The organism is Stutzerimonas stutzeri (genome assembly GCF_009789555.1).
Lineage (GTDB): Bacteria > Pseudomonadota > Gammaproteobacteria > Pseudomonadales > Pseudomonadaceae > Stutzerimonas > Stutzerimonas stutzeri_R.
Genome location: NZ_CP046902.1, coordinates 4,332,647 through 4,356,873 on the forward strand (window position 1 = coordinate 4,332,647; position 24,227 = coordinate 4,356,873).

General features: G+C 61.7%; 23 protein-coding genes. 9 read left to right on the forward strand and 14 right to left on the reverse strand.

The window, feature by feature from the left end; translation table 11 throughout:
* Nucleotides 1–2 precede the first annotated feature (2 nt).
* The gene (locus GQA94_RS20140) at nt 3–617 is read right to left on the reverse strand and encodes a CoA pyrophosphatase (RefSeq protein ID WP_158189673.1); all 615 of its coding nucleotides are present in this window, start codon (nt 615–617) and stop codon (nt 3–5) included.
* A gap of 183 nt (nt 618–800) precedes the next feature.
* On the opposite strand from GQA94_RS20140, the gene GQA94_RS20145 reads away from it, so the two are divergent.
* Both GQA94_RS20145 and GQA94_RS20150 read left to right on the forward strand, forming a co-directional pair.
* Nucleotides 801–1,355 (forward strand): NUDIX hydrolase, encoded by a 555-nt coding sequence (locus GQA94_RS20145; RefSeq protein ID WP_158189674.1) that lies wholly within the window; start codon nt 801–803, stop codon nt 1,353–1,355.
* A 26-nt stretch (nt 1,356–1,381) separates the two neighbouring features.
* On the forward strand, nt 1,382–1,882 hold the full coding sequence (locus GQA94_RS20150; RefSeq protein ID WP_158189675.1) for a L,D-transpeptidase family protein: 501 nt from the start codon (nt 1,382–1,384) through the stop codon (nt 1,880–1,882).
* A gap of 182 nt (nt 1,883–2,064) precedes the next feature.
* Here GQA94_RS20150 and GQA94_RS20155 read toward each other — a convergent pair whose 3' ends face one another.
* The 6 genes from GQA94_RS20155 to GQA94_RS20180 all read right to left on the reverse strand — a co-directional run bounded on the left by GQA94_RS20155 (nt 2,065) and on the right by GQA94_RS20180 (nt 10,847).
* The gene (locus tag GQA94_RS20155; RefSeq protein WP_158189676.1) at nt 2,065–2,382 is read right to left on the reverse strand and encodes a YqfO family protein; all 318 of its coding nucleotides are present in this window, start codon (nt 2,380–2,382) and stop codon (nt 2,065–2,067) included.
* A 192-nt stretch (nt 2,383–2,574) separates the two neighbouring features.
* Nucleotides 2,575–6,471 (reverse strand): phosphoribosylformylglycinamidine synthase, encoded by a 3,897-nt coding sequence (gene purL / locus GQA94_RS20160; RefSeq protein ID WP_158189677.1) that lies wholly within the window; start codon nt 6,469–6,471, stop codon nt 2,575–2,577.
* Between the two features lie 179 nt (nt 6,472–6,650).
* Entirely contained in the window at nt 6,651–7,427 is a 777-nt protein-coding gene (locus GQA94_RS20165) for an amino acid ABC transporter ATP-binding protein (RefSeq protein ID WP_158189678.1), read from the reverse strand.
* Between the two features lie 10 nt (nt 7,428–7,437).
* On the reverse strand, nt 7,438–8,535 hold the full coding sequence (locus GQA94_RS20170; RefSeq protein ID WP_158189679.1) for an amino acid ABC transporter permease: 1,098 nt from the start codon (nt 8,533–8,535) through the stop codon (nt 7,438–7,440).
* A 10-nt stretch (nt 8,536–8,545) separates the two neighbouring features.
* Nucleotides 8,546–9,730 (reverse strand): amino acid ABC transporter permease, encoded by a 1,185-nt coding sequence (locus tag GQA94_RS20175; protein WP_158189680.1) that lies wholly within the window; start codon nt 9,728–9,730, stop codon nt 8,546–8,548.
* Between the two features lie 88 nt (nt 9,731–9,818).
* Entirely contained in the window at nt 9,819–10,847 is a 1,029-nt protein-coding gene (locus GQA94_RS20180) for an amino acid ABC transporter substrate-binding protein (protein WP_158189681.1), read from the reverse strand.
* Between the two features lie 345 nt (nt 10,848–11,192).
* Between GQA94_RS20180 and GQA94_RS20185 the strand changes: the two genes are divergently transcribed.
* The 4 genes from GQA94_RS20185 (at nt 11,193) to GQA94_RS23300 (ending at nt 14,840) form a co-directional block, all read left to right on the forward strand.
* Nucleotides 11,193–11,849, forward strand: coding sequence for an alpha/beta hydrolase (locus GQA94_RS20185; RefSeq protein WP_158189682.1), 657 nt, complete (start codon nt 11,193–11,195; stop codon nt 11,847–11,849).
* A gap of 205 nt (nt 11,850–12,054) precedes the next feature.
* Nucleotides 12,055–12,990 carry a GGDEF domain-containing protein gene (locus GQA94_RS20190; RefSeq protein ID WP_158189683.1) on the forward strand — a complete coding sequence of 312 codons (936 nt, stop codon included), beginning with the start codon at nt 12,055–12,057 and terminating at the stop codon, nt 12,988–12,990.
* Between the two features lie 106 nt (nt 12,991–13,096).
* A complete protein-coding gene (gene rhlB, locus GQA94_RS20195; RefSeq protein WP_158189684.1) occupies nt 13,097–14,515 on the forward strand; it encodes an ATP-dependent RNA helicase RhlB in 1,419 nt (472 codons plus the stop codon).
* 160 nt (nt 14,516–14,675) lie between these two features.
* Nucleotides 14,676–14,840 (forward strand): hypothetical protein, encoded by a 165-nt coding sequence (locus GQA94_RS23300; protein ID WP_199270075.1) that lies wholly within the window; start codon nt 14,676–14,678, stop codon nt 14,838–14,840.
* A gap of 5 nt (nt 14,841–14,845) precedes the next feature.
* Here GQA94_RS23300 and moaE read toward each other — a convergent pair whose 3' ends face one another.
* The 5 genes from moaE to dmeF form a co-directional block, all read right to left on the reverse strand.
* Nucleotides 14,846–15,301 carry a molybdopterin synthase catalytic subunit MoaE gene (gene moaE / locus GQA94_RS20200; protein ID WP_158189685.1) on the reverse strand — a complete coding sequence of 152 codons (456 nt, stop codon included), beginning with the start codon at nt 15,299–15,301 and terminating at the stop codon, nt 14,846–14,848.
* Between the two features lies 1 nt (nt 15,302).
* Entirely contained in the window at nt 15,303–15,551 is a 249-nt protein-coding gene (locus GQA94_RS20205; RefSeq protein ID WP_158189686.1) for a MoaD/ThiS family protein, read from the reverse strand.
* Nucleotides 15,548–16,018 (reverse strand): cyclic pyranopterin monophosphate synthase MoaC, encoded by a 471-nt coding sequence (gene moaC / locus GQA94_RS20210; protein ID WP_158189687.1) that lies wholly within the window; start codon nt 16,016–16,018, stop codon nt 15,548–15,550. The genes GQA94_RS20205 and moaC overlap by 4 nt, the downstream gene beginning before the upstream one ends.
* A 122-nt stretch (nt 16,019–16,140) precedes the next feature.
* Nucleotides 16,141–17,529: a PhoH family protein gene (locus GQA94_RS20215; protein ID WP_158189688.1), complete on the reverse strand. Its 1,389-nt coding sequence runs from the start codon at nt 17,527–17,529 to the stop codon at nt 16,141–16,143.
* A gap of 263 nt (nt 17,530–17,792) precedes the next feature.
* Nucleotides 17,793–18,743: a CDF family Co(II)/Ni(II) efflux transporter DmeF gene (dmeF, locus tag GQA94_RS20220; protein ID WP_158189689.1), complete on the reverse strand. Its 951-nt coding sequence runs from the start codon at nt 18,741–18,743 to the stop codon at nt 17,793–17,795.
* 137 nt (nt 18,744–18,880) lie between these two features.
* Here dmeF and yaaA point away from each other — a divergent pair, with 137 nt between their 5' ends.
* The 3 genes from yaaA to GQA94_RS20235 all read left to right on the forward strand — a co-directional run bounded on the left by yaaA (nt 18,881) and on the right by GQA94_RS20235 (nt 22,416).
* Nucleotides 18,881–19,657, forward strand: coding sequence for a peroxide stress protein YaaA (gene yaaA / locus GQA94_RS20225; RefSeq protein ID WP_158189690.1), 777 nt, complete (start codon nt 18,881–18,883; stop codon nt 19,655–19,657).
* Nucleotides 19,658–20,377: 720 nt separating this feature from the next.
* On the forward strand, nt 20,378–21,823 hold the full coding sequence (locus GQA94_RS20230; protein ID WP_158189691.1) for a mannose-1-phosphate guanylyltransferase/mannose-6-phosphate isomerase: 1,446 nt from the start codon (nt 20,378–20,380) through the stop codon (nt 21,821–21,823).
* Between the two features lie 371 nt (nt 21,824–22,194).
* Nucleotides 22,195–22,416, forward strand: a complete 222-nt coding sequence (locus tag GQA94_RS20235) for a hypothetical protein (RefSeq protein WP_158189692.1) — start codon at nt 22,195–22,197, stop codon at nt 22,414–22,416.
* Nucleotides 22,417–22,467: 51 nt separating this feature from the next.
* Here the strand turns inward: GQA94_RS20235 and GQA94_RS20240 are convergent, their stop codons facing one another.
* Both GQA94_RS20240 and GQA94_RS20245 read right to left on the reverse strand, forming a co-directional pair.
* Nucleotides 22,468–23,934: a helicase HerA-like domain-containing protein gene (locus GQA94_RS20240; RefSeq protein WP_158189693.1), complete on the reverse strand. Its 1,467-nt coding sequence runs from the start codon at nt 23,932–23,934 to the stop codon at nt 22,468–22,470.
* A gap of 67 nt (nt 23,935–24,001) precedes the next feature.
* Nucleotides 24,002–24,202 (reverse strand): hypothetical protein, encoded by a 201-nt coding sequence (locus GQA94_RS20245; protein ID WP_158189694.1) that lies wholly within the window; start codon nt 24,200–24,202, stop codon nt 24,002–24,004.
* Between the last annotated feature and the right edge of the window lie 25 nt (nt 24,203–24,227).

Genomic DNA, 24,227 nt, shown 5'->3' on the forward strand with positions numbered 1-24,227 from the left:
GGTCATGACCTCTTCTGGCTCAGATCGACGTAGGAAACGGGCGGGCGGCGCATCTCGATCCCGGCGTCATATATCAGGTTCACCAGCTCGACGATCATGATGGCCGTCAGCCCCCAGATCTTGTATTCGCCATACCGGTAGGACGGGACATACCAGGCGCCGCCCTGGTAATCGATACGATGGGTAACCTCGCGCACGTCCTGGCAGAAGAACTCCAGGGGCACGGAAAAGACCGACGCGATTTCGGCATCATTGGCGCGGTATTCGACATAGTCCGGCACGATGCCAACGTACGGCGTGACATGAATGCCGTGCAGCGAAACCAGGCTGCTCAGCGGCCCGACGACTTCCACCATGCCCGGCGCCAGCCCGACTTCCTCTTCGGCCTCACGCAAGGCGGTATGGATAAGGTCCCGATCTTCCGGGTCACGGCGCCCGCCGGGGAAGGCGACCTCTCCGCCATGGGTGGACAACCCACTGGCACGCAGCGTCAGCACCAATTCCGGCGAATCGCTGCGAGTGATCGGCATCAGCACCGCCGCCTCGGGCATCCGGCCTTCCGGCTCCAGGAGATGCGGGGAATAGTCACGCACCCGTTGGAGAATCTTGTCCAGCATGAAACGTCTCTTTCTGTCTTTGACAGGCATCATGGCATGAATCACCGAGGCGCCCAAGACAGACGAAGACAAAATCGACAGCCCCGCTGTCGCCGACAAACTTTTCGCGGCAGACTGGTTCTCAGCAATGGCCAGCCCGCGACAGCGCCGGGCTATCGAATGACTCGCCAGGAATGAAGCACGATGAAATTCTGCAGCCAATGCGGCGGCGCGATCGCCGAACGGGTGCCCGAGGGGGACAATCGGACGCGATTCGTCTGTGCATCCTGCGACACGGTTCATTACCAGAACCCGCGGATCGTCGCAGGCTGCCTGCCAGTCTGGGAAGACCACGTACTGCTGTGTCGGCGTGCGATCGAGCCACGACGCGGCTATTGGACGCTGCCGGCCGGCTTTATGGAAAACGGCGAAACCGTCCGGCAGGCAGCGGAGCGCGAGACATTGGAAGAGGCTTGCGCCCGGGTTACGGACTTGCAGCTCTATACGCTGTTCGACCTGCCGCATATCAACCAGGTGTACATGTTCTTTCGCGCCGAGCTGGTCGACGCAGATTTCAGCGCGGGCGAGGAGAGCCTGGAAGTCCGGCTTTTCCGACAGGCCGACATCCCTTGGTCAGAGCTGGCTTTTCCGACGGTTGGCCGTACCCTAGAATACTTTTTCGCCGACCGGGTGCAGCAGACCTTCCCGGTGCGCAACGAAGCCATCGAAGCAATGCGGGTGGCGCGCAGACAGGTCTGATGCCGTAAGGATTCAGGAACGCTTCAATGCGCTGGCTGTTAGCAATCTTCTGCTTCACGTTCGCCGCCCTCTCCCACGCTACGGCCGCTCCAGTATTCGATGACGCCTTCATCGACAAGGTCCTGGTGGTCAAGTCCGAGCGTCAGCTTCACCTCATCAGCCGTGGCGTCACGATGAAAAGCTATCGCGTGTCGTTGGGCAAGCAACCGGGCCCCAAGGAGCGCGAAGGCGACCAGCGAACACCCGAGGGGTTCTACTGGATCGACTGGCGCAAGACGTCCGAGAAGTACAACCTGGCGATGCATATCTCCTACCCGAACGCCAAGGACCGGGCGCGGGCCAGCCGCGAAGGCACACGGCCGGGGAGCATGATCATGCTTCACGGCACCCCGCTGGACGAAGAATATCCGGAGTGGTTCTTCCACACCCTCGACTGGACCGAAGGCTGCATCGCGCTGAAGAACGATGACATGCGCGAGATATGGAATCTGGTCAAGAACGGCACGCTGATCGAGATTCGTCCCTGAGCAGCAGCGTCGAGCCTGGCAGCGCGTTAACGTGAGAGCCTGTTGCGCGTCATCGGCTCCCATGACGAAGCGCGCGCGGTAATCGATGTGCGTCTGGAGCGCCAGCGTCTTAGCGTCGCCGCGCGAGCAATAAAAAACCCGAGTGGCCAGCGGCGACTCGGGTCTGGTTGCCTATCGTTCGATCAGAACTGCATGTCGGATAGCCGCCACACTTCGAACGCCGGCGTCTCGTATGGATGGGCCCGTTTGAGCGCTTTGACGCTGTCATGAATCAGTTCGTCGGCCACCACCAGCTCGACCTTCCACTCCGCAACCACCTGCACCTGGCCGAGCTGACCCAGGAAAGGCTTGCTGCCCTCCAGCGGCCGATACTGGCCGTGCCCCAGCATCTGCCAGCAGCAGCTGTCGTAAGCACCGATGCGCCCGGCACCTGCGCCCAACACAGCCTTCTTCACGGCATCCAGATGGCTCTCGGGCACATAGAAACACAACTTGTACATCTGCATCTCCGCATAGAACTGACGGCGGAGCACCTTCTCCGCCGCCGCAACCACCAGGCTTGCCGGGCCGCGTTGCCAACATCAGACGTTGCCAAAGGTGCTTGGTTCAGCAGCCAGGATCGACCGAAAGACAATTGAAAAAAGCCCGGGGGCGTTCGCACGCCACCGAGCTTTTCGGCACCATCGCCAAGGTCAGTCGACCCAGACCCGCGCGTTGCGGAACATGCGCATCCAGCCGCCATCCTCCTGCCACTCATCCGGACGCCAGGAGTTGGTCACAGCCCGGAATACCCGCTCCGGGTGCGGCATCATGATGGTTACACGACCGTCACGCGTGGTCAGGCCGGTAATACCGCGTGGCGAGCCGCCCGGGTTGGCCGGGTAGCGCTCGGTGACTTTGCCGTGATTGTCGATGTAGCGTAGCGCGACGGTGCCGGACAGATCGGCCTCGAGCAATGCCTCTTCGCTTTCGAACTCCGCATGCCCTTCTCCGTGCGCAATGGCGATCGGCAGGCGTGAACCGGCCATGCCCTGCAGAAAGATCGACGGCGAGTCCTGCACCTGGACCATGGCCACGCGCGCCTCGAACTGCTCGGAGCGGTTGCGCACGAAATGCGGCCAGGATTCACTGCCAGGCACCAGTTCGTGGAGGTTGGAAAGCATCTGGCAGCCATTGCAGACGCCAAGAGCGAAGCTGTCCTTGCGCTCGAACAACGCGCTGAAGTCTTCGCGGGCGCGGCTGTTGAACAGGATCGACTTGGCCCAGCCTTCGCCGGCGCCCAGCACGTCGCCATAGGAGAAGCCGCCACAGGCGACCAGCCCCTTGAAGCGTTCGAGGCTGATGCGTCCGGACAGGATGTCGCTCATGTGGACATCGACCGCGGCAAAACCGGAGCGGTCGAACGCGGCCGCCATCTCGGTCTGACCGTTGACGCCCTGCTCGCGCAGAATCGCCACTTCAGGGCGAACGCCACGCTTGATGTACGGCGCTGCGATGTTCTCATTGACGTCGAAGCCCAGCGTGACACTCAGGCCGGGATTGTCTTCTTCCAACAGCGCGTCGAATTCCTGATCGGCGCAATCGGCGTTGTCGCGAAGACGCTGGATCTGATAACTGGTTTCGGACCACTGCCGCTGCAACAAACGGCGATCACCGGCAAACACGTCCGTGCCGTCGAACTTGATCGCTACATGGCCGTTATTGACCGGCTGGCCAATGACCGACACGCAGTCGGCGAGGCCCGCGGCACTGAACTGTGCGAGCACGACTTCCGTATCGCCCTGGCGAACCTGAATCAGCGCGCCCAACTCCTCATTGAAAAGCGCCGCCGGGATTTGCGCCGCACTCTCGACCAGACCATCGAGGTTGAGACTGAGGCCGCAATGGCCGGCAAAGGCCATCTCCAGCGCCGTGGTCAGCAAGCCGCCGTCCGAACGATCGTGGTAGGCCAACAGCAGGCCATCGGCATTGAGCCCCTGGATCACCGCGAAAAACGCTTGCAGGTCTTCGGCGTCATCCACGTCCGGAGCCTGACGCGCCATCTGGCCATAGACCTGCGCCAGGATCGATGCGCCCATGCGATTCTGCCCGCGGCCCAGATCGACCAGCACCAGATCGGTTTCGCCCTTGTCCAGGCGCAACTGCGGTGTCAGGGTCTGGCGGATGTCCACCACGGGCGCGAAACCGGACACCACCAGCGACAACGGTGACGTCACGCTCTTTTCGCCGCCCTCGTCCGCCCAACGAGTCTTCATCGACATGGAATCCTTGCCCACCGGAATGGTGATGCCGAGCGCCGGGCACAGCTCCATACCGACGGCCTTGACCGTGTCGTACAGGCGCGCGTCCTCGCCCGGATGACCGGCTGCGGCCATCCAGTTGGCCGAAAGCTTGATATCGGAAATTTTCTCGATACGCGCAGCGGCCAGGTTGGTCAGGGTTTCACCGATCGCCATGCGCCCCGATGCCGGGGCATCGAGCAGCGCCAGCGGCGTGCGCTCGCCCATGGCCATGGCTTCGCCGGTATAGACGTCATAACTGGTGGCGGTAACGGCACAATCGGCCACCGGAACCTGCCAGGGACCCACCATCTGGTCACGCGCCACCATGCCGGTGATGCTGCGGTCGCCAATGGTAATGAGGAAGCTCTTGCTGGCGACTGCCGGGTGATGCAGCACGCGGTTGATCGCCTCGGACAGCTCGACCTGATCCGCGGCGAAATCATCCCCCAGTTCGGCTTCGCGAACAGCGCTGCGGTGCATGCGCGGCGCCTTGCCGAGCAAGACATTGAGCGGCATGTCGACCGGATTGTTGCCGAAATGACTGTCGGAAACGGTCAGATGCGGCTCGGCGGTCGCTTCACCGACAACGGCGAAGGGGCAACGCTCACGCTTGCAGATCGCCTCGAAACGCTCCAGATCGACCGCGTCGACCGACAGCACGTAGCGCTCCTGGGATTCGTTGCACCAGATCTCCAGCGGCGCCATGCCCGGTTCGTCGTTCGGCACTTTGCGCAGCTCGAAACGCCCACCGCGCCCGCCGTCGTTGACCAACTCCGGGAAGGCATTGGACAGGCCACCGGCACCGACGTCGTGGATGAACTTGATCGGGTTCCTGTCGCCCAACTGCCAGCAGCGGTCGATGACCTCCTGGCAGCGGCGCTCCATTTCCGGGTTGTCGCGCTGCACCGAGGCGAAATCGAGATCTTCCGAACTGCTGCCGGTCGCCATCGACGAGGCCGCGCCGCCGCCGAGGCCGATCAGCATCGCCGGACCACCCAGCACGATCAGTTTGCCGCCTACCGAAATCTCGGCCTTCTGCACGTGGTCTTCGCGGATATTGCCCAGCCCACCGGCGAGCATGATCGGCTTGTGGTAGCCGCGCACTTCTTTCCCATGCAGGGTATCGATCGACTGTTCGAAGGTACGGAAGTAACCGCTCAGCGCTGGCCGGCCAAATTCATTGTTGAATGCCGCGCCACCCAGCGGACCCTCGATCATGATGTCCAGTGGGGTCACGATGCGCTCGGGTTTGCCATAGGGGACTTCCCAGGGCTGCTCGAAACCCGGGATGTTCAGGTTGGACACCGTGAAACCGGTAAGGCCCGCCTTCGGCTTGGCGCCACGGCCGGTGGCGCCCTCGTCACGGATTTCACCGCCCGAACCGGTGGCCGCACCGGGAAACGGGGCGATGGCGGTCGGATGGTTGTGCGTTTCAACCTTCATCAGGATGTGCACCGGCTCCTGATTCGCGGCATATTCGCCGGTCTCGGCATCCGGATAGAAACGCCCGGCCACGTTGCCGACGATCACCGCGGCGTTGTCCTTGTAGGCCGACAGCACACCCTCGCCATGTAGCTGGAAGGTGTTCTTGATCATGCCGAACAGCGACTTGTCCTGGTTTTCACCATCGATGTCCCAACTGGCATTGAATATCTTGTGCCGGCAGTGCTCGGAGTTGGCCTGGGCGAACATCATCAGTTCGATGTCATGGGGGTTGCGGCCCAGGTCGGTGAAGCTGGCCAGCAGATAATCGATTTCATCATCGGCCAGCGCCAGCCCCAGCTCGAGGTTGGCCTTCTCCAACGCCGCGCGACCACCGCCCAGCACGTCGACCGCCGTCAGCGGTTTCGGCTGGGCATGGCTGAACAGGTTGGCCGCGTCTTCGAAGCGCTCCAGCACCAGTTGCGTCATGCGGTCGTGCAGAACGGCAGCGATCTGCCGGGTGTCGGCCTCCGAGAAGTCGCCCGCCACGTAATAGGCGACCCCGCGTTCGAGACGCTGAATCTTGTCGAGTCCGCAGTTACGCGCGATATCGCTGGCCTTGCTCGACCAGGGCGAGATGGTTCCGAAACGCGGGACCACGAGCATTAGCCGACCGGCTGGTTCCTGTACCGGGACGCTCGGACCGTACTTGAGCAGCCGGGAGAGCACGTGCTCCTCGTCCGCGCCAAGCGTGCCGGATACTTCGGCGAAATGAGCGAACTCGGCGTACAACCCGCTCACGGCGGGGACCTTCGCGGTCAGTTGCGCCAGGAGCTTGCCGTGACGGAAGGCGGAAAGAGCGGGAGCGCCGCGCAGGATCAACATCGTCGGAACAGCCTCGGAGGGGGGAGCAGTCGGGGCGCGTATTCTAGCCCATGACGGCGTTCGAGGCTAAGGCTGCAAGCACATCGACTCCAATGCGCCGTTCCGCTGCGCCGGCGGGCCCGGATGGCGATGACGAGCGACACCATCCAGCCGGGCACGCTGGCCTCGAAGCCCCTGACTCAGTGCAATATCTGACTCAGAAAAAGCTTGGTTCGCTCATTCACCGGATGGGTAAAGAAGGTCTCCGGATCAGCCTCTTCCACGATCTCGCCCTTGTCCATGAAGATCACCCGATCGGCGACGGTGCGCGCGAAGCCCATTTCATGGGTCACGCAGAGCATGGTCATCCCGCTTTCAGCCAGACCGACCATGGTATCCAGCACTTCCTTGACCATTTCCGGATCGAGCGCAGAGGTCGGTTCGTCGAACAGCATGATTTTCGGCTTCATGCACAGCGCCCGAGCAATCGCGACCCGCTGCTGCTGGCCGCCGGACAGTTGTCCGGGAAATTTGCCGGCCTGCTCCGGAATCCGTACACGCTCCAGGTAGTGCATGGCGATTTCCTCGGCCTGGCGCCGCGGCATCTTGCGTACCCACATGGGCGCCAGGGTGCAGTTCTGCAGTACGGTCAGGTGCGGGAACAGGTTGAAGTGCTGGAACACCATGCCGACCTCGCTGCGGATCGCTTCGATCTGCTTCAGGTCGTTGGTCAGCTCCACGCCATTGATGACGATACGGCCCTGCTGATGCTCCTCAAGACGATTGAGGCAGCGAATGGTGGTGGACTTGCCTGAACCCGACGGTCCGCACAGGACGATGCGCTCGCCCTGGGTAACGCTGAGGTTGATGTCCTTGAGCACATGGAACTGCCCGAACCATTTGTGCACGCTCTGCATCTGGATGACGGGCTCGCCTGGCTGTTCGGACCGATCGGTTCGGAGTGAGTTTTCGTTCATGATGTTTCCCTTAGTTCCGGTGGCCGGTGTCGAGCTTGCGCTCCAGGTGCATCGAATAGCGCGACATGCCAAAGCAGAAAATCCAGTAGACCAGCGCCGCGAACACGTAACCCTCGGTCGACATGCCGAGCCATGCAGGGTCGGAGGTGGCGCGCTTGATGCTGTTGAGGAAGTCGAACAGGCCGATGATGATCACCAGGCTGGTGTCCTTGAACAGCGCGATGAAGGTGTTGACGATGCCGGGAATGACCATTTTCAGCGCCTGCGGCAGGATCACCAGAACCATGCTGCGCCAGTAGCCCAGGCCCATGGCCGCTGCCGCCTCGTATTGGCCCTTGGGTATCGCCTGGAGCCCACCGCGGACCACTTCGGCGATATAGGCCGCCTCGAAGAAGACCACCATCACCATGGCACGCATCAGCTTGTCGAGGTTCATCCCTTCGGGCAGGAACAACGGCAGCATCACCGAGGACATGAACAGCACGGTGATCAGCGGCACGCCGCGCCAGAATTCGATGAACGTCACGCAAAGCACTCGAATCGCCGGCATGTCCGAACGCCGACCGAGCGCCAGCAGGATACCGAGCGGCAGAGCGCCCGCGATGCCCACGGCCGCGATGACGATGGTCAGCATCAGGCCGCCCCAGCGGCTGGTCGGCACCGTTTCGAGACCGAAGAAACCACCGTGCAACAGCCAGTAGGCCAGCAGCGGATAAACCACCAGATAGACGATGCCGTAGCGCGCCTTGTGAGGCATCTGGCGAAGGAACAGCGGGGCGGCGCCGATGATCGCGAGCCAGGCCGTCAGGTCCACGCGCCAACGCAATTCTGCCGGATAGAAGCCGTACATGAACTGGCTGAAGCGCGTCTGGACGAACACCCAGCAGGCGCCCTCGCGCGTGCAATCGGCACGTGTCTCGCCGGTCCAGTCGGCCTTGATGATCGCCCACTCGATCACGGGCGGGACGATCAGCCAGATCAGGTACAACCCGACCAGCGTCAACAGGGTATTGATCCAGCTGGAGAACAGATTGGCCCGCATCCAGCCCAGCACACCGATGTTGGTGGAAGGCGCAGGCAGGTCCGGTTTGAAAGTATGGGTCGTCATGCGCTCGTCCTCACCGCTCGATCAGCGCAATGCGCTTGTTGTACAGATTCATCAACAGCGAAATGCTGATGCTGATGGCGAGGTACACGCTCATGGTGATGGCCATGGTCTCGATGGCCTGTCCGGTCTGGTTGAGCACCGTGCCGGCGAACAGCGACACCATGTCCGGATAGCCGATCGCGGCGGCCAGCGAGGAGTTTTTCGCCAGGTTCAGGTACTGGCTCGTCAGCGGCGGGATGATCACCCGTAGCGCCTGTGGAATGATGACCAGACGCAGTACCCGCCCCGGACGAAGTCCAAGCGAGGCCGCCGCTTCGGTCTGGCCGTGGCTGACCGACTGAATTCCCGCGCGAACGGTTTCGCCAATGAACGCCGCGGTATAGATCGACAGCGCCAGCACGATCGACACCAGCTCGGGAATAACGACCCAACCCCCGCGGATATTGAAGCGCTGGAGCTGTGGAACCTCCCAGATGAAAGGCGCACCGAGCAGCAGCGCGCACAGGGTCGGTATGGCAATGAACAACCCGAGACTGCCCCAGAACACCGGAAAGGTCTGCCCGGTGGCATCGCGCCGGGCCCGCGCCCAACGGTTGAGCATGACGATTGCTACCAGCGTCAGACCCATCGCGATCCAGAACGGCCAGAAGCCCTCTCCCGCACTCGGCGACGGCATCTGGACGCCGCGGTTGTTGATGAAGATGATGTCCCACAGGCTCAGGCTGTCTCGCGGCCCAGGCAGCGGGCTGAGCACGGCGAAGTAGACGAAGAAGATTTGCAGCAGCGGCGGAATGTTGCGGAAAACCTCTATGTAAACCGTTGCGATCTGGCGGATCAGCCAGTTCGGCGATAACCGCGCCACCCCCAGAATGAATCCGAGGATGGTCGCCAGAATGATGCCTATGACGCTGACCAGAAGGGTGTTGAGCAAGCCGACCCAGAACACTCGCCCGTAGGAGTCGCTTTCGCTGTAATCGATCAGGTGCTGGGGGATGCCGAAACCGGCGGCGTTATCGAGGAAACCGAAGCCTGACGTGATGCCCCGGTGAGCGAGATTGGTCTGGGTGTTGTGGAACAGAAACCAGCCGAACGCGACGACTGCGATGACGGCGATGACCTGAAACAACCAGGCACGCGCCTGCGGATCCGTGAGCAGCGAGCCGCGCGCTGCTCCCGTATTGGCGATGGTTCGCATCAAGAAACCTCATACGGCGCCGCCGGTGCAGACGCACCGGCGGCGCTCATCCTTGAAACAAGGCCAGCGTCCCGCTGGCCCGGCTCGGTCAACGCACCGGTGGTGCGTATTGCAGACCTCCATTGGTCCAGAGCGCATTCAGACCGCGTTCGATCTTCAACTCGCTGCCGGAGCCAATGTTGCGCTCGAACACCTCACCATAATTGCCGACCTGCTTGACGATCTGCACCGCCCAATCCTTCGGCAGTTTCAGGTCCTTGCCGTATTCGCCTTCCGCCCCGAGCAGACGCGCCACGTCAGGGTTCTTGGTGGTCCTGGCGGTTTCTTCGACATTGGAAGTCGTGACACCCAGCTCCTCGGCGTTGACCATCGCCAGCAGCGACCAGCGCACGATATCGAACCATTCTTCGTCACCCTGGCGCACGGCCGGGCCGAGCGGCTCCTTGGAGATGACTTCAGGTAATACGATGTAGTCGTCGGGATTGGCCAGCTTGATGCGCTGAGCGTAGAGCTGGGACTGGTCGGAAGTCAGCACGTCGCAACGACCGGATTCCAGCGACTTGGCGCTTTCGTCGGACGTGTCGTAGGTGATGGGGGTGTACTTGAGGTTGTTGGCGCGGAAATAATCGGAGAGGTTCAGTTCAGTGGTGGTCCCCGCCTGGATACAGACGGTGGCGCCGTCGAGTTCCTTGGCGCTGGAAACGCCGACCTCCTTGTTCACCAGGAATCCCTGGCCGTCATAATAGGTCACCCCCGTGAAGTTGAGCCCCATCGCCGCGTCCCGCGAGCTGGTCCATGTCGTGTTCCGCGAAAGCACATCGACCTCGCCCGATTGCAGGGCAGTGAAGCGCTCCTTGGCGGTCAACGGGCTGAACTTAACTTTGCTCGCGTCGCCAAATACCGCAGCCGCCACGGCGCGACAGACATCCACATCGATTCCCTTGTACTCGCCCTTGGCGTCGGTGTAGGAAAAGCCTGGCAGCCCGTCGCTGACGCCGCACTGCACAAAGCCCTTGCTCTTTACCGCATCCAGGGTCGCCCCTGCCTGCGCCAAGCCGCTGGTGCCCAAAAGTGTCGCGGCACCAAGCACGGCCAGTGTGGATTTAACCCTTATCATCGAAACCTCCAGTTTGCTTTTATTCTGTGGGGTCGGGGCCTTCGGCTGCGTCGCAGCCTGCCAGTCGGCACGCGTCGACCGTACGGCAGAAGAACCTGACCTGAGTCTAGCCGCCGATTGATTATCGGCAACTCCTCCCGATGCGCTCGTCTGCCGGGATGCAGAGGGCACCGGCACATGGGACGCGAGATACAAAGCAAGCGGCATACCAGATTCACCAATACGCGCGCCGAGCGCCTCCGGACCTTCATCGACGGCGTCAGTAGAGGTAACCTCGCCGCATATTGCCGCACCCACCCCCGCGTTCGCCCCATCATGAAGCGAGCGCCACTGACGGAGCCCGAGATGAGCGCCCCCCTGATCATCGAACCCGCGACAACCGCCGATTCATGCGTCATCTGGCTGCATGGCCTCGGCGCCGATCGCTACGACTTTCTGCCGGTGGCCGAGGCCCTGCAGCAGCGCCTGCTGCGCACACGCTTCGTTCTTCCCCAGGCACCGACCCAGGCGGTCACCATCAATGGCGGCTGGGCGATGCCAAGCTGGTACGACATCCTGGCCATGAGTCCGGCCCGGGCAATCGACCAGGCGCAGCTCGAACAGTCGACGCAGGCCGTGATATCGCTCATCGAAACGCAGCGCGACGGCGGCATCGATCCTCGACGCATTTTTCTCGCGGGCTTTTCACAGGGCGGCGCCGTGGTCTATCACACCGCCTTCATGCGATGGGCGGGGCCGCTCGGCGGGGTGATCGCCCTGTCCACTTATGCCCCTACCTTCGGCACCACCCTCGACCTGTCGCCAGAGCAGCAGACGCTTCCGGTCCTCTGCCTGCATGGCCGGGAGGACAATGTTGTCCTGCCCTCGATGGGACGTGCGGCTCATCAATGCCTGACGCAAAGCGGCGTTGCAGCCGAATGGAAGGAGTACCCGATGGCGCATGAAGTCATGCCGGAGGAAATCAGAGACATCGGCGACTGGCTCGCCGCGCGTCTCGATTGACCGACACGGCGCGGGCGTCTTCGAAAATGTGACGCCGCGCGCCTGCCCCACCTACCGATTAAGGCTACGCTTCACTTGGGTGGAAATAACTCGATGCACCTGCTGCTGTAGCGCGCATCGCGGCCAAGAGAAGCCGACCCAGCCAGCAATGACGGGGCCTAGCGAATGTCATGACGAAGAAGTCATCCGACTGGATGTTGCAGTCATGAAGCGTGCCGAGTGGCGAGTCGGGATGCAGCATCTCAGGCAGGCTCGCCTGCTGGATCATGTCGACGAACCCTGTCTTCGCCTGCTACAGGAAGTCTTCGAGGCATGCCTGATCGAGACGGGCGACATCCTGCTGTCGCCGCTTGAACACAACCACTACCTTTATCTGGTGCTCGACGGGGAGCTGGCCGTCCACCTCGATTCGATCGATGCCCTGCCGGTGCGCGCCATCGGCCCCGGCGATTGCGCCGGCGAGATCAGCTTCATGGATAATCTGCCGCCCTCGGCCTATGTCGTTGCGCTCGAACCCTCGCAACTGTTGCGGCTGCACCGCCGTTCACTGCCGCTGCTCACCCGCTCGCCCAGACTGATGCAGAACCTGGCCGAACTACTCTGCCAGCGGGTGCGCCTGAGCGACCGCCTGATCATCAACAGCGAACAGAACGCCAACGTCGACACCCTGACCGGTTCGTTCAACCGACGCTGGCTGGAACACATCTATGCCCGCGAGAGCACCCGGTGCGTCTTCAATGGCCAGCCCCTGTCGATCCTGATGCTCGATGTCGACCGATTCAAGGACTACAACGATGAACACGGACATCTGGCCGGCGACCATGCGCTTTGCCTGGTTGTCGATACCCTTGGCAAACTGCTCCGCCCGACCGACAGCCTGGTGCGCTACGGCGGCGAGGAGTTCGTGATCCTGCTGCCCGACATGGCCCTGGCCGATGCACGCAGTGTCGGCGAGCGCCTGCGCCAGAGCCTCGACGAGATCACCTCGTTCCGATCGCCGATCGGCATACTCCCCGGCGTGACGATTTCCATCGGCGTTGCACCGATGCAACCCCATGATGACTTGAAGGCGCTGATTCAGATTGCCGACCAGGCGCTTTATCAGGCCAAGGCACGAGGGCGAAACCGCGTATGCGGCTAAACAACGGCCTCACGCGCAACTGCTATGACGCCTCCGAGCAAGTCTTCGCCGTATCTGCTTCTTGCATTACACTGGCGGGCGAATCTTAATAAACAGAGACGAAACCGTGCTCAAAGCACTCAAGAAAATTTTCGGCAAAGGCCCGGCAGAGCGACCAGCCGCCCAGCCGGCCAGCGACACCTCGGCCCAGAGCGACATCGTTCACTCTGAGCAGCCCGCACCGACCGCCGTGGAATCGGCGCCTGCGACAGCGACAACCAAGCCTCGCCGTGAGCGATCCCGCAAGCCGACGCCACCGCCCGCGCCCGCCTGGAAGCTGGAGGACTTTCAAGTCGAGCCAGCCGAAGGCAAGACCCGTTTTCATGACTTCAAGCTTGCCCCGGAGCTGATGCATGCCATTCACGACCTGGGTTTTCCCTACTGCACGCCGATCCAGGCCCAGGTGCTGGGGTTCACTCTCAAGGGGCGCGATGCGATCGGACGCGCCCAGACGGGCACCGGCAAAACCGCGGCCTTCCTGATTTCCACCATCACGCAATTGCTCCAGACGCCGCCGCCCAGCGATCGCTACATGGGCGAGCCGCGCGCACTGATCATCGCGCCGACCCGAGAATTGGTCGTGCAGATTGCCAACGACGCGCTGGATCTGACCAAATACACTGGTCTTAACGTGATGAGCTTCGTCGGTGGCATGGACTTCGACAAGCAGCTCAAAGCACTGGAAAGCCGCTACTGCGACATTCTCGTTGCCACGCCGGGCCGGCTCCTGGATTTCAATCAACGCGGCGAAGTGCATCTGGACATGGTCGAGGTACTGGTGCTCGACGAGGCCGATCGCATGCTCGACATGGGCTTCATTCCTCAGGTCCGCCAGATCATTCGCCAGACCCCACCCAAGAGCGAACGCCAGACGCTGCTGTTCTCAGCCACCTTCACCGAAGACGTGATGAACCTGGCCAAGCAGTGGACCACCGACCCGGCAATCGTCGAAATCGAAGCGGAACACGTGGCCAGCGACACCGTCGAACAGCACGTCTACGCGGTCGCCGGCAGCGACAAATACAAACTGCTCTACAACCTGATTACCCAGAACGATTGGACCCGCGTCATGGTGTTCGCCAATCGCAAGGACGAGGTGCGTCGCATCGAGGAACGTCTCACCCGTGACGGCATCAGCGCCGTCCAGATGTCTGGCGATGTGCCCCAGCACAAGCGCATCCGCGCGCTGGAAGGCTTTCGCGAGGGCAAGATTCGCGTCATGGTGGCGACCGATGTCGCGGGCCGAGGCATTCATGTCGACGGAATAAGTCACGTGATCAACTTCACCCTGCCGGAAGTGCCCGATGACTATGTGCATCGCATCGGCCGTACCGGCCGGGCCGGTGCCACCGGGACGTCCATCAGCTTTGCTGGCGAGGACGACGCCTTCGCCCTGCCCGCGATCGAAACCTTGCTTGGCCGCAAGATCAGCTGCGAGATGCCCCCGGCCGAGCTGCTGGCACCGATCCCACCCAGGCAGCGCTGAGTTCGGCTGGCTGAAAAGGCGAAACCGGGGATGGCTTCGCTTTTTCAGAGCCGGATTTTCATCGCTGTCGCCAAACACCCCGTATCTGCTGACGCAGATCAGACACCGATCCATGAAAGCGCCTAGAGTGAAATGAAGTCATTCACAACAGGAGCCGCTCATGTTTCACCTGAATCTGATGGTGGTGCTGCTCATCCTGAGCTTTCTGCTGATGGGAACCGGTTTCAATTTTCGAGAGCAACCATGGGGCCTCGCCCTGCTGGGGCTGGGCATACTGACGATCGGCTCGGCCCTGCTCTACAAGCTGCAGATGACCTTCGGCTGAGCACGCTACGGCTGGCGCCAGCGTTGCGCCGCCGCCTGGTCGCTGCAACGACCCTCGACCCACCGCGGCCCCGACGGGGTATCTTCCTTCTTCCAGAACGGCGCCCGGGTTTTCAGGTAGTCCATGACGAAGCGGCAGCCATCGAAAGCGGCCTCCCGATGCGCACTGGCGGCGCCAACGAAGACGATCGGCTCCCCCGGCTCGAGCCGTCCGACCCGATGCAGGATTTCCAGCCTGAGCAACGGCCAACGCTGGGTGGCCTCCTCCACGATCCTTAGCAGCGCCTTCTCGGTCATTCCAGGCGCATGCTCGAGAAACATCCCTGCAACATCCTGCCCATCGTTGAAATCACGGACGTAACCGACGAAGCCAGTGACCGCACCGACACCGAGGTTGGCCGCGTGCAACGCGTTGAGTTCAGCGCCTGGATCGAACGGAGCCTGCTGTACACGCACACCCATATCAACCCCCGGTCACGGTGGGAAAGAACGCCACCTCGTCGCCATCAGCCAATGGCTCGTCCAGGTCGCACAGCTCCTGGTTGCGCGCGCACATCAGGTTCTGTTCACCCAGCACCGCCCACTCGTATCCACGGGCCAGCAGTCGCAGTCGAAGATCGTCGACCCGCCGAAGCGACGAATCCCACTCCAACGACTCGACCTCCAGCCCAAGGGTTTCACGGTAGCGCGCGAAATAATGCACCTGGATCATGCGGACACCTGCCAATGGCCGCTCTTGCCGCCCAGCTTTTCCAGCAACCGGACGGTTTCCACGACCATGCCTTTGTCTACGGCCTTGCACATGTCGTAGATCGTCAGCGCCGCGACGCTCGCCGCGGTCAGCGCTTCCATTTCCACGCCGGTCTGTCCAGCCAGCTTGCAGCGCGCCTCGATCCGTACGCAATCGTCACCTTCCGGCTGCAGCTCGACCTTGATACTGGTCAGCAGCAACGGGTGACACAGCGGTATCAGTTCATGGGTCCTCTTGGCCGCCTGGATGCCGGCGATGCGGGCAACGGCAAACACATCGCCCTTGGGGTGTCCGCCCTGCTGGATCATCTGCAGGGTTTCGGGCCGCATGCGGACCTTCGCCTCCGCGACCGCCTCTCGTGCCGTAACGGCCTTGGCCGTGACATCGACCATGTTGGCCCGCCCCTGGGAATCGAGGTGAGTGAGCATTTGCAATCCTGCTAAAACTGTGGGGTCCCGAGTTTAGCTCAGCTGGAAGCCTGCGTGCCTGGATGCACCCGCCCAGGACGTGCGTAGCCTTGCACGCGTGGCTTCCAGCTGGCCGCGGCCCGTTACATGTGCGCCTCGGCATACTCGGCCAGGATCGAGCGGGGTACGCCTTGCAGTGTGATGTGCATCCCGTGCGGAAAGTCCTTAAAACGCTCGGTGAGGTAGGTCAGGCCAGAGCTGGTCGCCGACAGGTAAGGCGTGTCGATCTGCGCGAGATTGCCGAGACAGACGACTTTCGACCCACTGCCGGCACGGGTGATGATGGTTTTCATCTGGTGCGGGGTGAGGTTCTGGCATTCATCAATCAGGATCAGGCTCTGCTGGAAGCTGCGGCCACGTATGTAATTGAGGGATTTGAACTGCAGCGGGACCTTTTGCAGGATGTAGTCGACGCTGCCGTGGGTGCTTTCGTCGTCCATATGCAGCGCTTCGAGGTTATCGGTGATGGCGCCGAGCCAGGGCTCCATCTTTTCCGCTTCGGTGCCAGGCAGGAAACCGATGTCCTCGTCCAGCCCCTGCACGCTGCGCGTCGCGATGATGCGGCGGTATCGCTTGCTCACCACCGTCTGTTCGATGGCGGCCGCCAGCGCCAGGATGGTCTTGCCGGACCCTGCCGCGCCCGACAGGTTGACCAGATGGATGTCCGGATCGAGCAGGGCGAACAGCGCCAGGGCCTGATGAATATCTCGTGGCCGAAGGCCCCAGGCTTCCTGGTGCAGCAGCGGTTCCTGATGCATGTCGAGCAGCAGCAACTCGTCGGCCTTGATGCCCTTGATCCAACCGACGAAGCCCTGCTCGTCGAGGATGAACTCATTGATGTGTACCGCTGGCAGGTTATCGATCAGCTGGACGCGATGCCAGGTTCGTCCATGCCCCTGATGCGTATCGACCTTGCTGACCCGATCCCAGAACGACCCGCTAAGACTGTGGTAGCCGCGCGACAGTTGGCCCACATCATCGACCAGCTTATCGGTGTGGTAATCCTCCGATGCGACGCCGCAGGCACGCGCCTTGAGCCGCATGTTGATGTCGTTGGTCACCAGCACCACCGGAACGCCGGCGGTACGCCGCTGCAGCTCCACGACCTGGTTGATGATCTTGTTGTCGTTGAGATCGTCCGGAAGGGCACTGGAGTCGGCGCCCTTGCTCATCAGGATGGACAGACTCCCACAGGGCCCGCTCTTCTCACGCTGGATCGGCACGCCGAGTTCGACTTCCTCGGGCGTGGCATTGCCCAGTACCTTGTCGATCAGGCGAATCGCCTGGCGGCACTCAGCGGCGACTGAGTGTTTACCGGTCTTGAGCTGGTCCAGCTCTTCCAGCACGGTCATGGGGATCGCGACCTGGTGCTCCTGGAAGTTCAATAATGCGTTGGGATCGTGAATCAGAACATTGGTATCAAGAACGTAGAGCGTGGGCTGAGTTGCGCGGGGTCTGCCGTAGTCATCCATACGCGATCACCTTTTCGGAGCCGGAACGACGGAGGGCCGAAGCGCTCCGCCGAAGAAAAACCACCGTGCGCAAGGTGAGCGGACTTGGGAGGCAGGGGCTTGGGGCCACCCAGAGGCCGCCACCTGTGAGTGCAGGTTTCGGCGGTCTTGATGAGGTAATACCGCAAAACAGATGACAGGAAAAAGTCTTTTTCCACCAATCGAGGTTTTTTTATCTAAACGACGAATTACCTTGGCCGGCCGATCGCAGGCGGCTAGGCTCACTAGTCGACCTGGCCGTTCGCGCCGCACCGATTGACCTCCGCCGTCACGTGGACCAATTCGGAGAAGACTGCCAGTTCGGCCTTGTAGCGATCCGCCGAGTACGCCTGGTGGGTGACGATGCTGACGATGCATCCGTACTGCACGCGGCCTACTCGCCACAGATGCAGGTCGGTCACTTCGGTATCGGGCACAGCCTCCAGTCTCGCTCTTACGCGCTGCACCAGCGGATCGTCCATTTCCCGGTCCAGCAGCGCCTTGGCGGTTTCGCGCAGCAAGCCTTTTGCCCAGATCAGAATGACGACCGCCCCGATGATGCCCATCAGTGGGTCCAGCCAGTTCAAGCCCAGATACTTGCCGCCCAGCAAAGCGACGATGGCGGCGACCGAGGTCAGCGCGTCGGTCAGCACGTGAAGGAAGGCGGCATGACGGTTGAGGTCCCGCCCTGGCGCGGCAGACGCTCGGTCATCGTGGGCGTGATGGTGATGATGATGATCGTGCCGGTCACGTAACAGCCAGGCCGAGAGCAGGTTCACCGACAACCCGATCACCGCCACCCACAGCGCTTCGTCGAAGCCGATCTGCGCGGGGGTCCAGAAGCGCGTCAGGGACTCGAGGATCATTACCACTGCCACGACCACCAGCAGCACCGCGCTGGCGAAGCCTGCCAGGACTTCGATCTTCCAGGTCCCGAATGCGAAGCGTCGGTCATGGGCATAGCGGCGCGCCAGCACATAGGCCATCGCCGCCATACCGATGGCGACCATGTGCGAGGCCATGTGCCAGCCGTCGGCAAGCAACGCCATGGAGTGGAACACATATCCCGCGACGATTTCCGCGACCATGGTCAGGCCGGTCAGTACCACGACTGCCCATGTCTGGCGCTCGGCGCTCTGCTCGAGAGGGCGATAGTGGTGCGATGGCACCCAATGCGAGTGATTACAGTCGGTCATAAGCGCTCCTTTATCCTTGCCGCCAGCTTGCCTGCCTACCCCATGGCAAAGTCAAACCTGCCGGTTAATCGAGGCCATAGGTGGAGCCCGGCCACGCTTAGCGCCTAAAATCGGCTCACCTTAAAGGAGACCGATGCATGCTGATGGTGATTTCCCCGGCAAAGACTCTGGATTACGACACCCCACCGACGACCGAACGCTTCACCCACCCCGAACATCTCGACCACGCTCAGCAGTTGATCGATCAATTGCGGGCGATGTCGCCGCAGCAGATCAGCGAACTGATGCACCTCTCGGACAAGCTCGCGGCGCTGAACGTCGCCCGCTATGGAAGCTGGACCGTACCCTTCACACCTGACAACGCCAAGCAAGCGCTGCTGGCGTTCAAGGGCGACGTCTACACGGGGCTGGATGCCGGCGATTTTTCGGTGCACGATTTCGATTTCGCGCAGCGCCACCTGAGGATGCTGTCAGGCCTTTATGGATTGCTGCGACCGCTCGATCTCATGCAACCCTACCGACTGGAGATGGGAACCAAGCTACCCAATGCCCGCGGCAAGGACCTGTATGCGTTCTGGGGCGAACGCATCAGCGACTGGCTGAACCAGGCATTGGAGGCCCAGGGCGACGATGTGCTGCTCAACCTGGCTTCGAACGAATACTTCGGGGCGGTCAAGCGCAGCGCTCTGAAAGCGCGGGTCATCAATGTCGACTTCAAGGACATGAAGAACGGTCAGTACAAGATCATCAGCTTCTACGCCAAGAAAGCGCGCGGTCTGATGAGCCGCTACGTGATCAAGGAGCGCATCGAGCAGCCCGAACAGTTGAAGGATTTCGCCTACGAGGGCTATTGCTACAGCGCGGCAGACTCCTCGGCCGATCGTTTGGTCTTCCTGCGCGATGCGCCTGTCTGAACCCAGACCCGCCCGCCCCCTCTCGTATCCGACCGAGGGGGCTTGCCGTTCGGCTCCCGCCTTCGATGGCGCCACCAGGGCGCCCTCCATCGCCTCATCGCCACGCCCATGACCCCCGCACGCCGCCTGCCTCGCGGGCCGGCGGGCCGCATGGCTGCACAGACAAAAACTCTCCGATCAGCGGCATTCGGCCGGGGAACTATCCGAAGGCCTCGGCAATCATAAGCGCGTACCGGCATTTCCAGATGGAAAAGGACGTCGCACATGAACGTGCTATGGAATTCACCACAAGGTTCTTTTGATTTCAGCCAGGGCGGCTCAGCAGCGTCGCCGGGCATGCTCCCTCGAGGTCAGGCATGTCGAATCCGGGCAATGTCGGCACCGACCGCACGTTGCCAAATTCATCAACCTCAAGCAGACGGAGCGCGGTCGAAGGCGCCGCAAGCCAATCTGCACGGGTTCGATAGAGGTTTTGCAGCCACTCATATCAGCACGACGACAGCGCCCCGAATGCATTTGGCGGCCATCGACCTATTGGCAATACCCCGAGTTCAGGCCCGGCGCATGCAATTCGCGCCGACGGCAGTTCCCTGTTGGAAAAACGGAGCTTGACGGCCCGCGGTGCCTAAGGCCCGACCCAGAAGCGCACGGCGAGCACGAATTCTGGCCGCCCAAATGGACAAGAAGAAATCCCCTTCTCAACGATTCAGGAGAAACAACATGATCCCGGTCATCCTTTCAGGCGGCAGCGGTTCCCGGCTCTGGCCTCTCTCTCGCAAGGCATTTCCCAAACAGTTCCTCGCACTGACAGCTGAACAGACCCTGTTCCAGCAGACCATCGAACGGCTCGCTTTCGAAGGCATGCAGCCGCCGCTGCTGGTCTGCAACAAAGAGCACCGCTTCATCGTCAAGGAACAGCTGGCTGCACGCAAACTGGTGATCCAGGGGCTCATGCTTGAACCCTTTGGCCGTAACACCGCCCCGGCCATCGCCATCGCTGCCATGAAGCTGCTCGAGGATGGCCGTGACGAATTGCTGCTGGTTCTACCCGCCGATCATGTGATCGAAGACCATAAAGCGTTCCAACGCTCCCTTGCCCTGGCCACCAACGCCGCGGAAAACGGTGAAATGGTACTGTTCGGCATCCCGGCGACCAGCCCGGAGACCGGTTACGGCTATATCAAGTGTGACCACAACGAGCGCAACGGCCTGCCGGAAGGCGTCAACCGTGTCACCAACTTTGTCGAGAAGCCCGATGAAGCGCGCGCGCAGCAGTACGTAGACTCCGGCGACTATTACTGGAACAGCGGTATGTTCCTGTTCCGCGCCAGCGTCTTTCTCGAAGAATTGAAAAAACACGACCCGGACATCTACGACACCTGCGCCGCCGCGCTGGAGCGCAGCGCCAAGAATGGCGACGAAGTACTGATCGATCCAGCGACCTTCGCCTGCTGCCCGGACAATTCCATTGACTACGCAGTAATGGAAAAGACCGAGCTTGCGTGCGTGGTGCCGATGTCGGCTGGCTGGAGCGACGTAGGCTCCTGGTCCTCGCTCTGGGACGTGCTGGAAAAGGACGAGAACGGCAACGTGTCCCGTGGCGACGTGATCGTCGAGGACAGCCGCAACTGCCTCGTTCATGGCAATGGCAAGCTGGTGACCGTCGTAGGGCTGGACAACATCGTCGTCGTCGAGACCAAGGATGCGACCATGATTGCCCACAAGGACAAGGTCCAGGACGTCAAGAAGCTCGTGAACAAGCTCGACGCCATGAAACGCTCGGAAACCCAGAATCACTGCGCGGTCTATCGCCCGTGGGGCTGGTATGACTCGGTCGACATGGGCGGTCGTTTCCAGGTCAAGCGGATCTGCGTCAATCCGGGAGCGCAGCTCTCCCTGCAGATGCATCATCATCGCGCCGAGCACTGGATTGTCGTCTCCGGTACCGCCCAGGTCACCTGCAACGACAAGACGTTCCTGCTCACTGAAAACCAGTCGACCTATATTCCGGTGACATCGATCCATCGCCTGGCCAACCCGGGCAAGATCCCGCTGGAAATCATCGAAGTACAATCAGGCAGTTATCTCGGCGAAGATGACATCGAGCGACTGGACGACGTATATGGTCGCGCGCAAGACTCGGTAGCGAGCCAATCGGCGCGCTAAATAGCACGCCGTTGAAAAACCGCGCCGGACTGTGGCGCGGTTTTTTTATGGAAACCAGAACGCGCTGGAACCAAGCGAGCCCCTAGCGCAATCTAACGGTCGGCCGTGAGACGGGATTACAACCGCCCGGTCCAGTGCGCTCGATATGCTCCGTAACCTGTATCCCAAACGTACAGCGATACCATCGCCCGGTCCGCCTGCATCAGCCGACTGTTAACGTGTGCATACACTTGTGCGCACCGCCGGCTTGCAATGGCGCCAGCCAGACCATTAAATAAGCAATCGCCAGACATTCTCCAACCGTGCTGCTTTCGGCATTGCCGTTTGCAAGCAACTGGCATCGGATTATTGAAAAAAGGAAACGATCAAGCGTGACGAAAGAAGAATTACGCGCCGAACTGGAAAGGCAAGCCAACCGGTTCAAGACGGTATATGGAGGTGAAGTTACCACCTATGCCGCGCAACCCGATCCCGAGCGCAAACCCTGGCGTAAAAAGCAGACGATCCACGACCAGGTTTTCCAGAAAGAATTGGAAAAGATTGAGCAAGAGATAGCGAAACAGGCGACCGGCGAGCAATTAACAGAGCGCTGATAATTCAACTCGTCCGCGCGTCGTATGGCCCGCCAGTATCGACAGTTTCGTTCAGCGCTTGCCACCCAGCAGGGACCCCATCAGCCCTCTCGCCAGTTGCCTGCCCAGTTGAGACGCCGCCTGGCGCATGGCGCTCTTCAATGCCCGCCCGGCAAGATCACCGAACGTATCACCTTGATCGCTTTTTGCGGGCCCCGCTTTCTGCTGGGGCTCGGCGTCCTTCGCGCGGTTCGCTCGCTCCAGCAGGATTTCGTAAGCGGACTCACGATCGACGGCCCTGTCGTAGCGTCCGCGCAACGACGAGCTGGCGATCAGCGCACGCCTTTCATCCTGGTCCAGCGGCCCCACCCGCGACCGTGGCGGGGCGACCGACACGCGCTGCACCATGGCGGGCGTTCCTTTGTCTTCGAGGCCACCGACCAGCGCTTCACCAATGCCCAGGTCAACCAGCGATTGGTGTGTAGAAAACGCCGGATTGGCCCTGAACCCCTCGGCCACCGCTCGTAACGCCTTCTGTTCCCTGGTCGTATAGGCCCGCAACCCGTGTTGGATGCGCAGGCCAAGCTGCGCCAGTACCTCATCGGGCAGATCGGACGGAGACTGGGTGACGAAATAGACGCCAACGCCTTTCGAGCGGATCAGCCGAACGACCTGTATCAGCCGATCCTGCAACGCTTTGGGGGTGTCGCTGAACAGCAGGTGCGCCTCGTCGAAGAACAACGCGAGCAGTGGACGATCCGCGTCGCCGCGCTCGGGAAGTTGCTCGAACAGTTCGGCCAGCAGCCACAGCAGGAAGGTCGCGTAGACTTTGGGCGCTTGGTGAACGAGCTGTGTGGCATCGAGCAGATGAATCCGGCCTCGGCCGTCGCCAGCCGGCTGCAGAATGTCTTCGAGCGCCAGCGCCGGCTCACCGAACAGCGCTTCGGCCCCCTGTTGCTCGAGGGTCGCCAGCCGCCGTAACAGTGCCTGCGAAGAGGCATGAGTCAGCAATGCCGCATCCTCGCCGAGTACCTCTGGGTTCTGTTTGAGATAGCCGAGCAGCGCCTTCAAGTCCTTGATATCCAGCAGCAGCAACCCTTCACGATCGGCCACCTTGAAGGCCGCGTAGAGTGCGGCCTGCTGGCTATCGGTCAGCTCAAGCAGGCTGCCCAACAGAAGTGGGCCCATTTCGGTGAGCGTGGTGCGCAACGGGTGCCCGCTCGCACCGTATACGTCCCACAGCGTAACGGGGTACGCCTGCGGAACATGGTCGAGCCAGGGCATGCTGGCGATGCGCTCGGCGATCTTGCCTTGGGGAACACCGGCCGCTCCCAGCCCGGACAGGTCACCCTTGATATCGGCTGCAAATACAGCGATACCCGCTTCGCTGAACGCCTCGGCAAGCCGCTGCAATGTAACCGTCTTGCCCGTCCCGGTCGCGCCAGCGATCAGGCCATGTCGATTGATCAGACGAAGCGGATGAGTATTGGGTTCGCCGTTGGCCTCCGCGCCAAGCACGAAGCGATCGTTATCTGTCATCAGGCCATCTCCAGTACGCGAGGTGCGGATGAACCGGCGGCACCCAGGGGGCTTCGTTGAAGGTGGATCAATCGCTATCCAAAGCCCTCTGGACAACGCCTTCGACTTTCTTCGCAACAGCGCCTTGCCGCTGCTTCCACAGCGCCTCGGCACCCGGGAAATCGGTACCAATCTCCGGACCGAGGTGCTCCGGATCGTAGCGCTGCGTACAGCCATTGCCAATGATTGGCGGCGCGGTTGCGCCGGCCTTTGCCAAGGGATCGCTCATGACGCTGCCCTCCCGCGCCGAAGCG

What these genes read in the sequence shown, in the direction of transcription:
- dmeF (WP_158189689.1), bottom strand. Translation starts at nt 18,743, where the DNA reads ATGACCGACTGTAATCACTCGCATTGGGTGCCATCGCACCACTATCGC.
- GQA94_RS20185 (WP_158189682.1), top strand. Translation starts at nt 11,193, where the DNA reads ATGAGCGCCCCCCTGATCATCGAACCCGCGACAACCGCCGATTCATGC.
- GQA94_RS20180 (WP_158189681.1), bottom strand. Translation starts at nt 10,847, where the DNA reads ATGATAAGGGTTAAATCCACACTGGCCGTGCTTGGTGCCGCGACACTT.
- GQA94_RS20175 (WP_158189680.1), bottom strand. Translation starts at nt 9,730, where the DNA reads ATGCGAACCATCGCCAATACGGGAGCAGCGCGCGGCTCGCTGCTCACG.
- GQA94_RS20240 (WP_158189693.1), bottom strand. Translation starts at nt 23,934, where the DNA reads ATGACAGATAACGATCGCTTCGTGCTTGGCGCGGAGGCCAACGGCGAA.
- GQA94_RS20230 (WP_158189691.1), top strand. Translation starts at nt 20,378, where the DNA reads ATGATCCCGGTCATCCTTTCAGGCGGCAGCGGTTCCCGGCTCTGGCCT.
- GQA94_RS20170 (WP_158189679.1), bottom strand. Translation starts at nt 8,535, where the DNA reads ATGACGACCCATACTTTCAAACCGGACCTGCCTGCGCCTTCCACCAAC.
- purL (WP_158189677.1), bottom strand. Translation starts at nt 6,471, where the DNA reads ATGTTGATCCTGCGCGGCGCTCCCGCTCTTTCCGCCTTCCGTCACGGC.
- GQA94_RS20145 (WP_158189674.1), top strand. Translation starts at nt 801, where the DNA reads ATGAAATTCTGCAGCCAATGCGGCGGCGCGATCGCCGAACGGGTGCCC.
- GQA94_RS20245 (WP_158189694.1), bottom strand. Translation starts at nt 24,202, where the DNA reads ATGAGCGATCCCTTGGCAAAGGCCGGCGCAACCGCGCCGCCAATCATT.
- yaaA (WP_158189690.1), top strand. Translation starts at nt 18,881, where the DNA reads ATGCTGATGGTGATTTCCCCGGCAAAGACTCTGGATTACGACACCCCA.
- moaE (WP_158189685.1), bottom strand. Translation starts at nt 15,301, where the DNA reads ATGGGTGTGCGTGTACAGCAGGCTCCGTTCGATCCAGGCGCTGAACTC.
- GQA94_RS20205 (WP_158189686.1), bottom strand. Translation starts at nt 15,551, where the DNA reads ATGATCCAGGTGCATTATTTCGCGCGCTACCGTGAAACCCTTGGGCTG.
- GQA94_RS20140 (WP_158189673.1), bottom strand. Translation starts at nt 617, where the DNA reads ATGCTGGACAAGATTCTCCAACGGGTGCGTGACTATTCCCCGCATCTC.
- GQA94_RS20155 (WP_158189676.1), bottom strand. Translation starts at nt 2,382, where the DNA reads ATGTACAAGTTGTGTTTCTATGTGCCCGAGAGCCATCTGGATGCCGTG.
- GQA94_RS20150 (WP_158189675.1), top strand. Translation starts at nt 1,382, where the DNA reads ATGCGCTGGCTGTTAGCAATCTTCTGCTTCACGTTCGCCGCCCTCTCC.
- GQA94_RS23300 (WP_199270075.1), top strand. Translation starts at nt 14,676, where the DNA reads ATGTTTCACCTGAATCTGATGGTGGTGCTGCTCATCCTGAGCTTTCTG.
- GQA94_RS20165 (WP_158189678.1), bottom strand. Translation starts at nt 7,427, where the DNA reads ATGAACGAAAACTCACTCCGAACCGATCGGTCCGAACAGCCAGGCGAG.
- GQA94_RS20215 (WP_158189688.1), bottom strand. Translation starts at nt 17,529, where the DNA reads ATGGATGACTACGGCAGACCCCGCGCAACTCAGCCCACGCTCTACGTT.
- GQA94_RS20190 (WP_158189683.1), top strand. Translation starts at nt 12,055, where the DNA reads ATGAAGCGTGCCGAGTGGCGAGTCGGGATGCAGCATCTCAGGCAGGCT.
- moaC (WP_158189687.1), bottom strand. Translation starts at nt 16,018, where the DNA reads ATGCTCACTCACCTCGATTCCCAGGGGCGGGCCAACATGGTCGATGTC.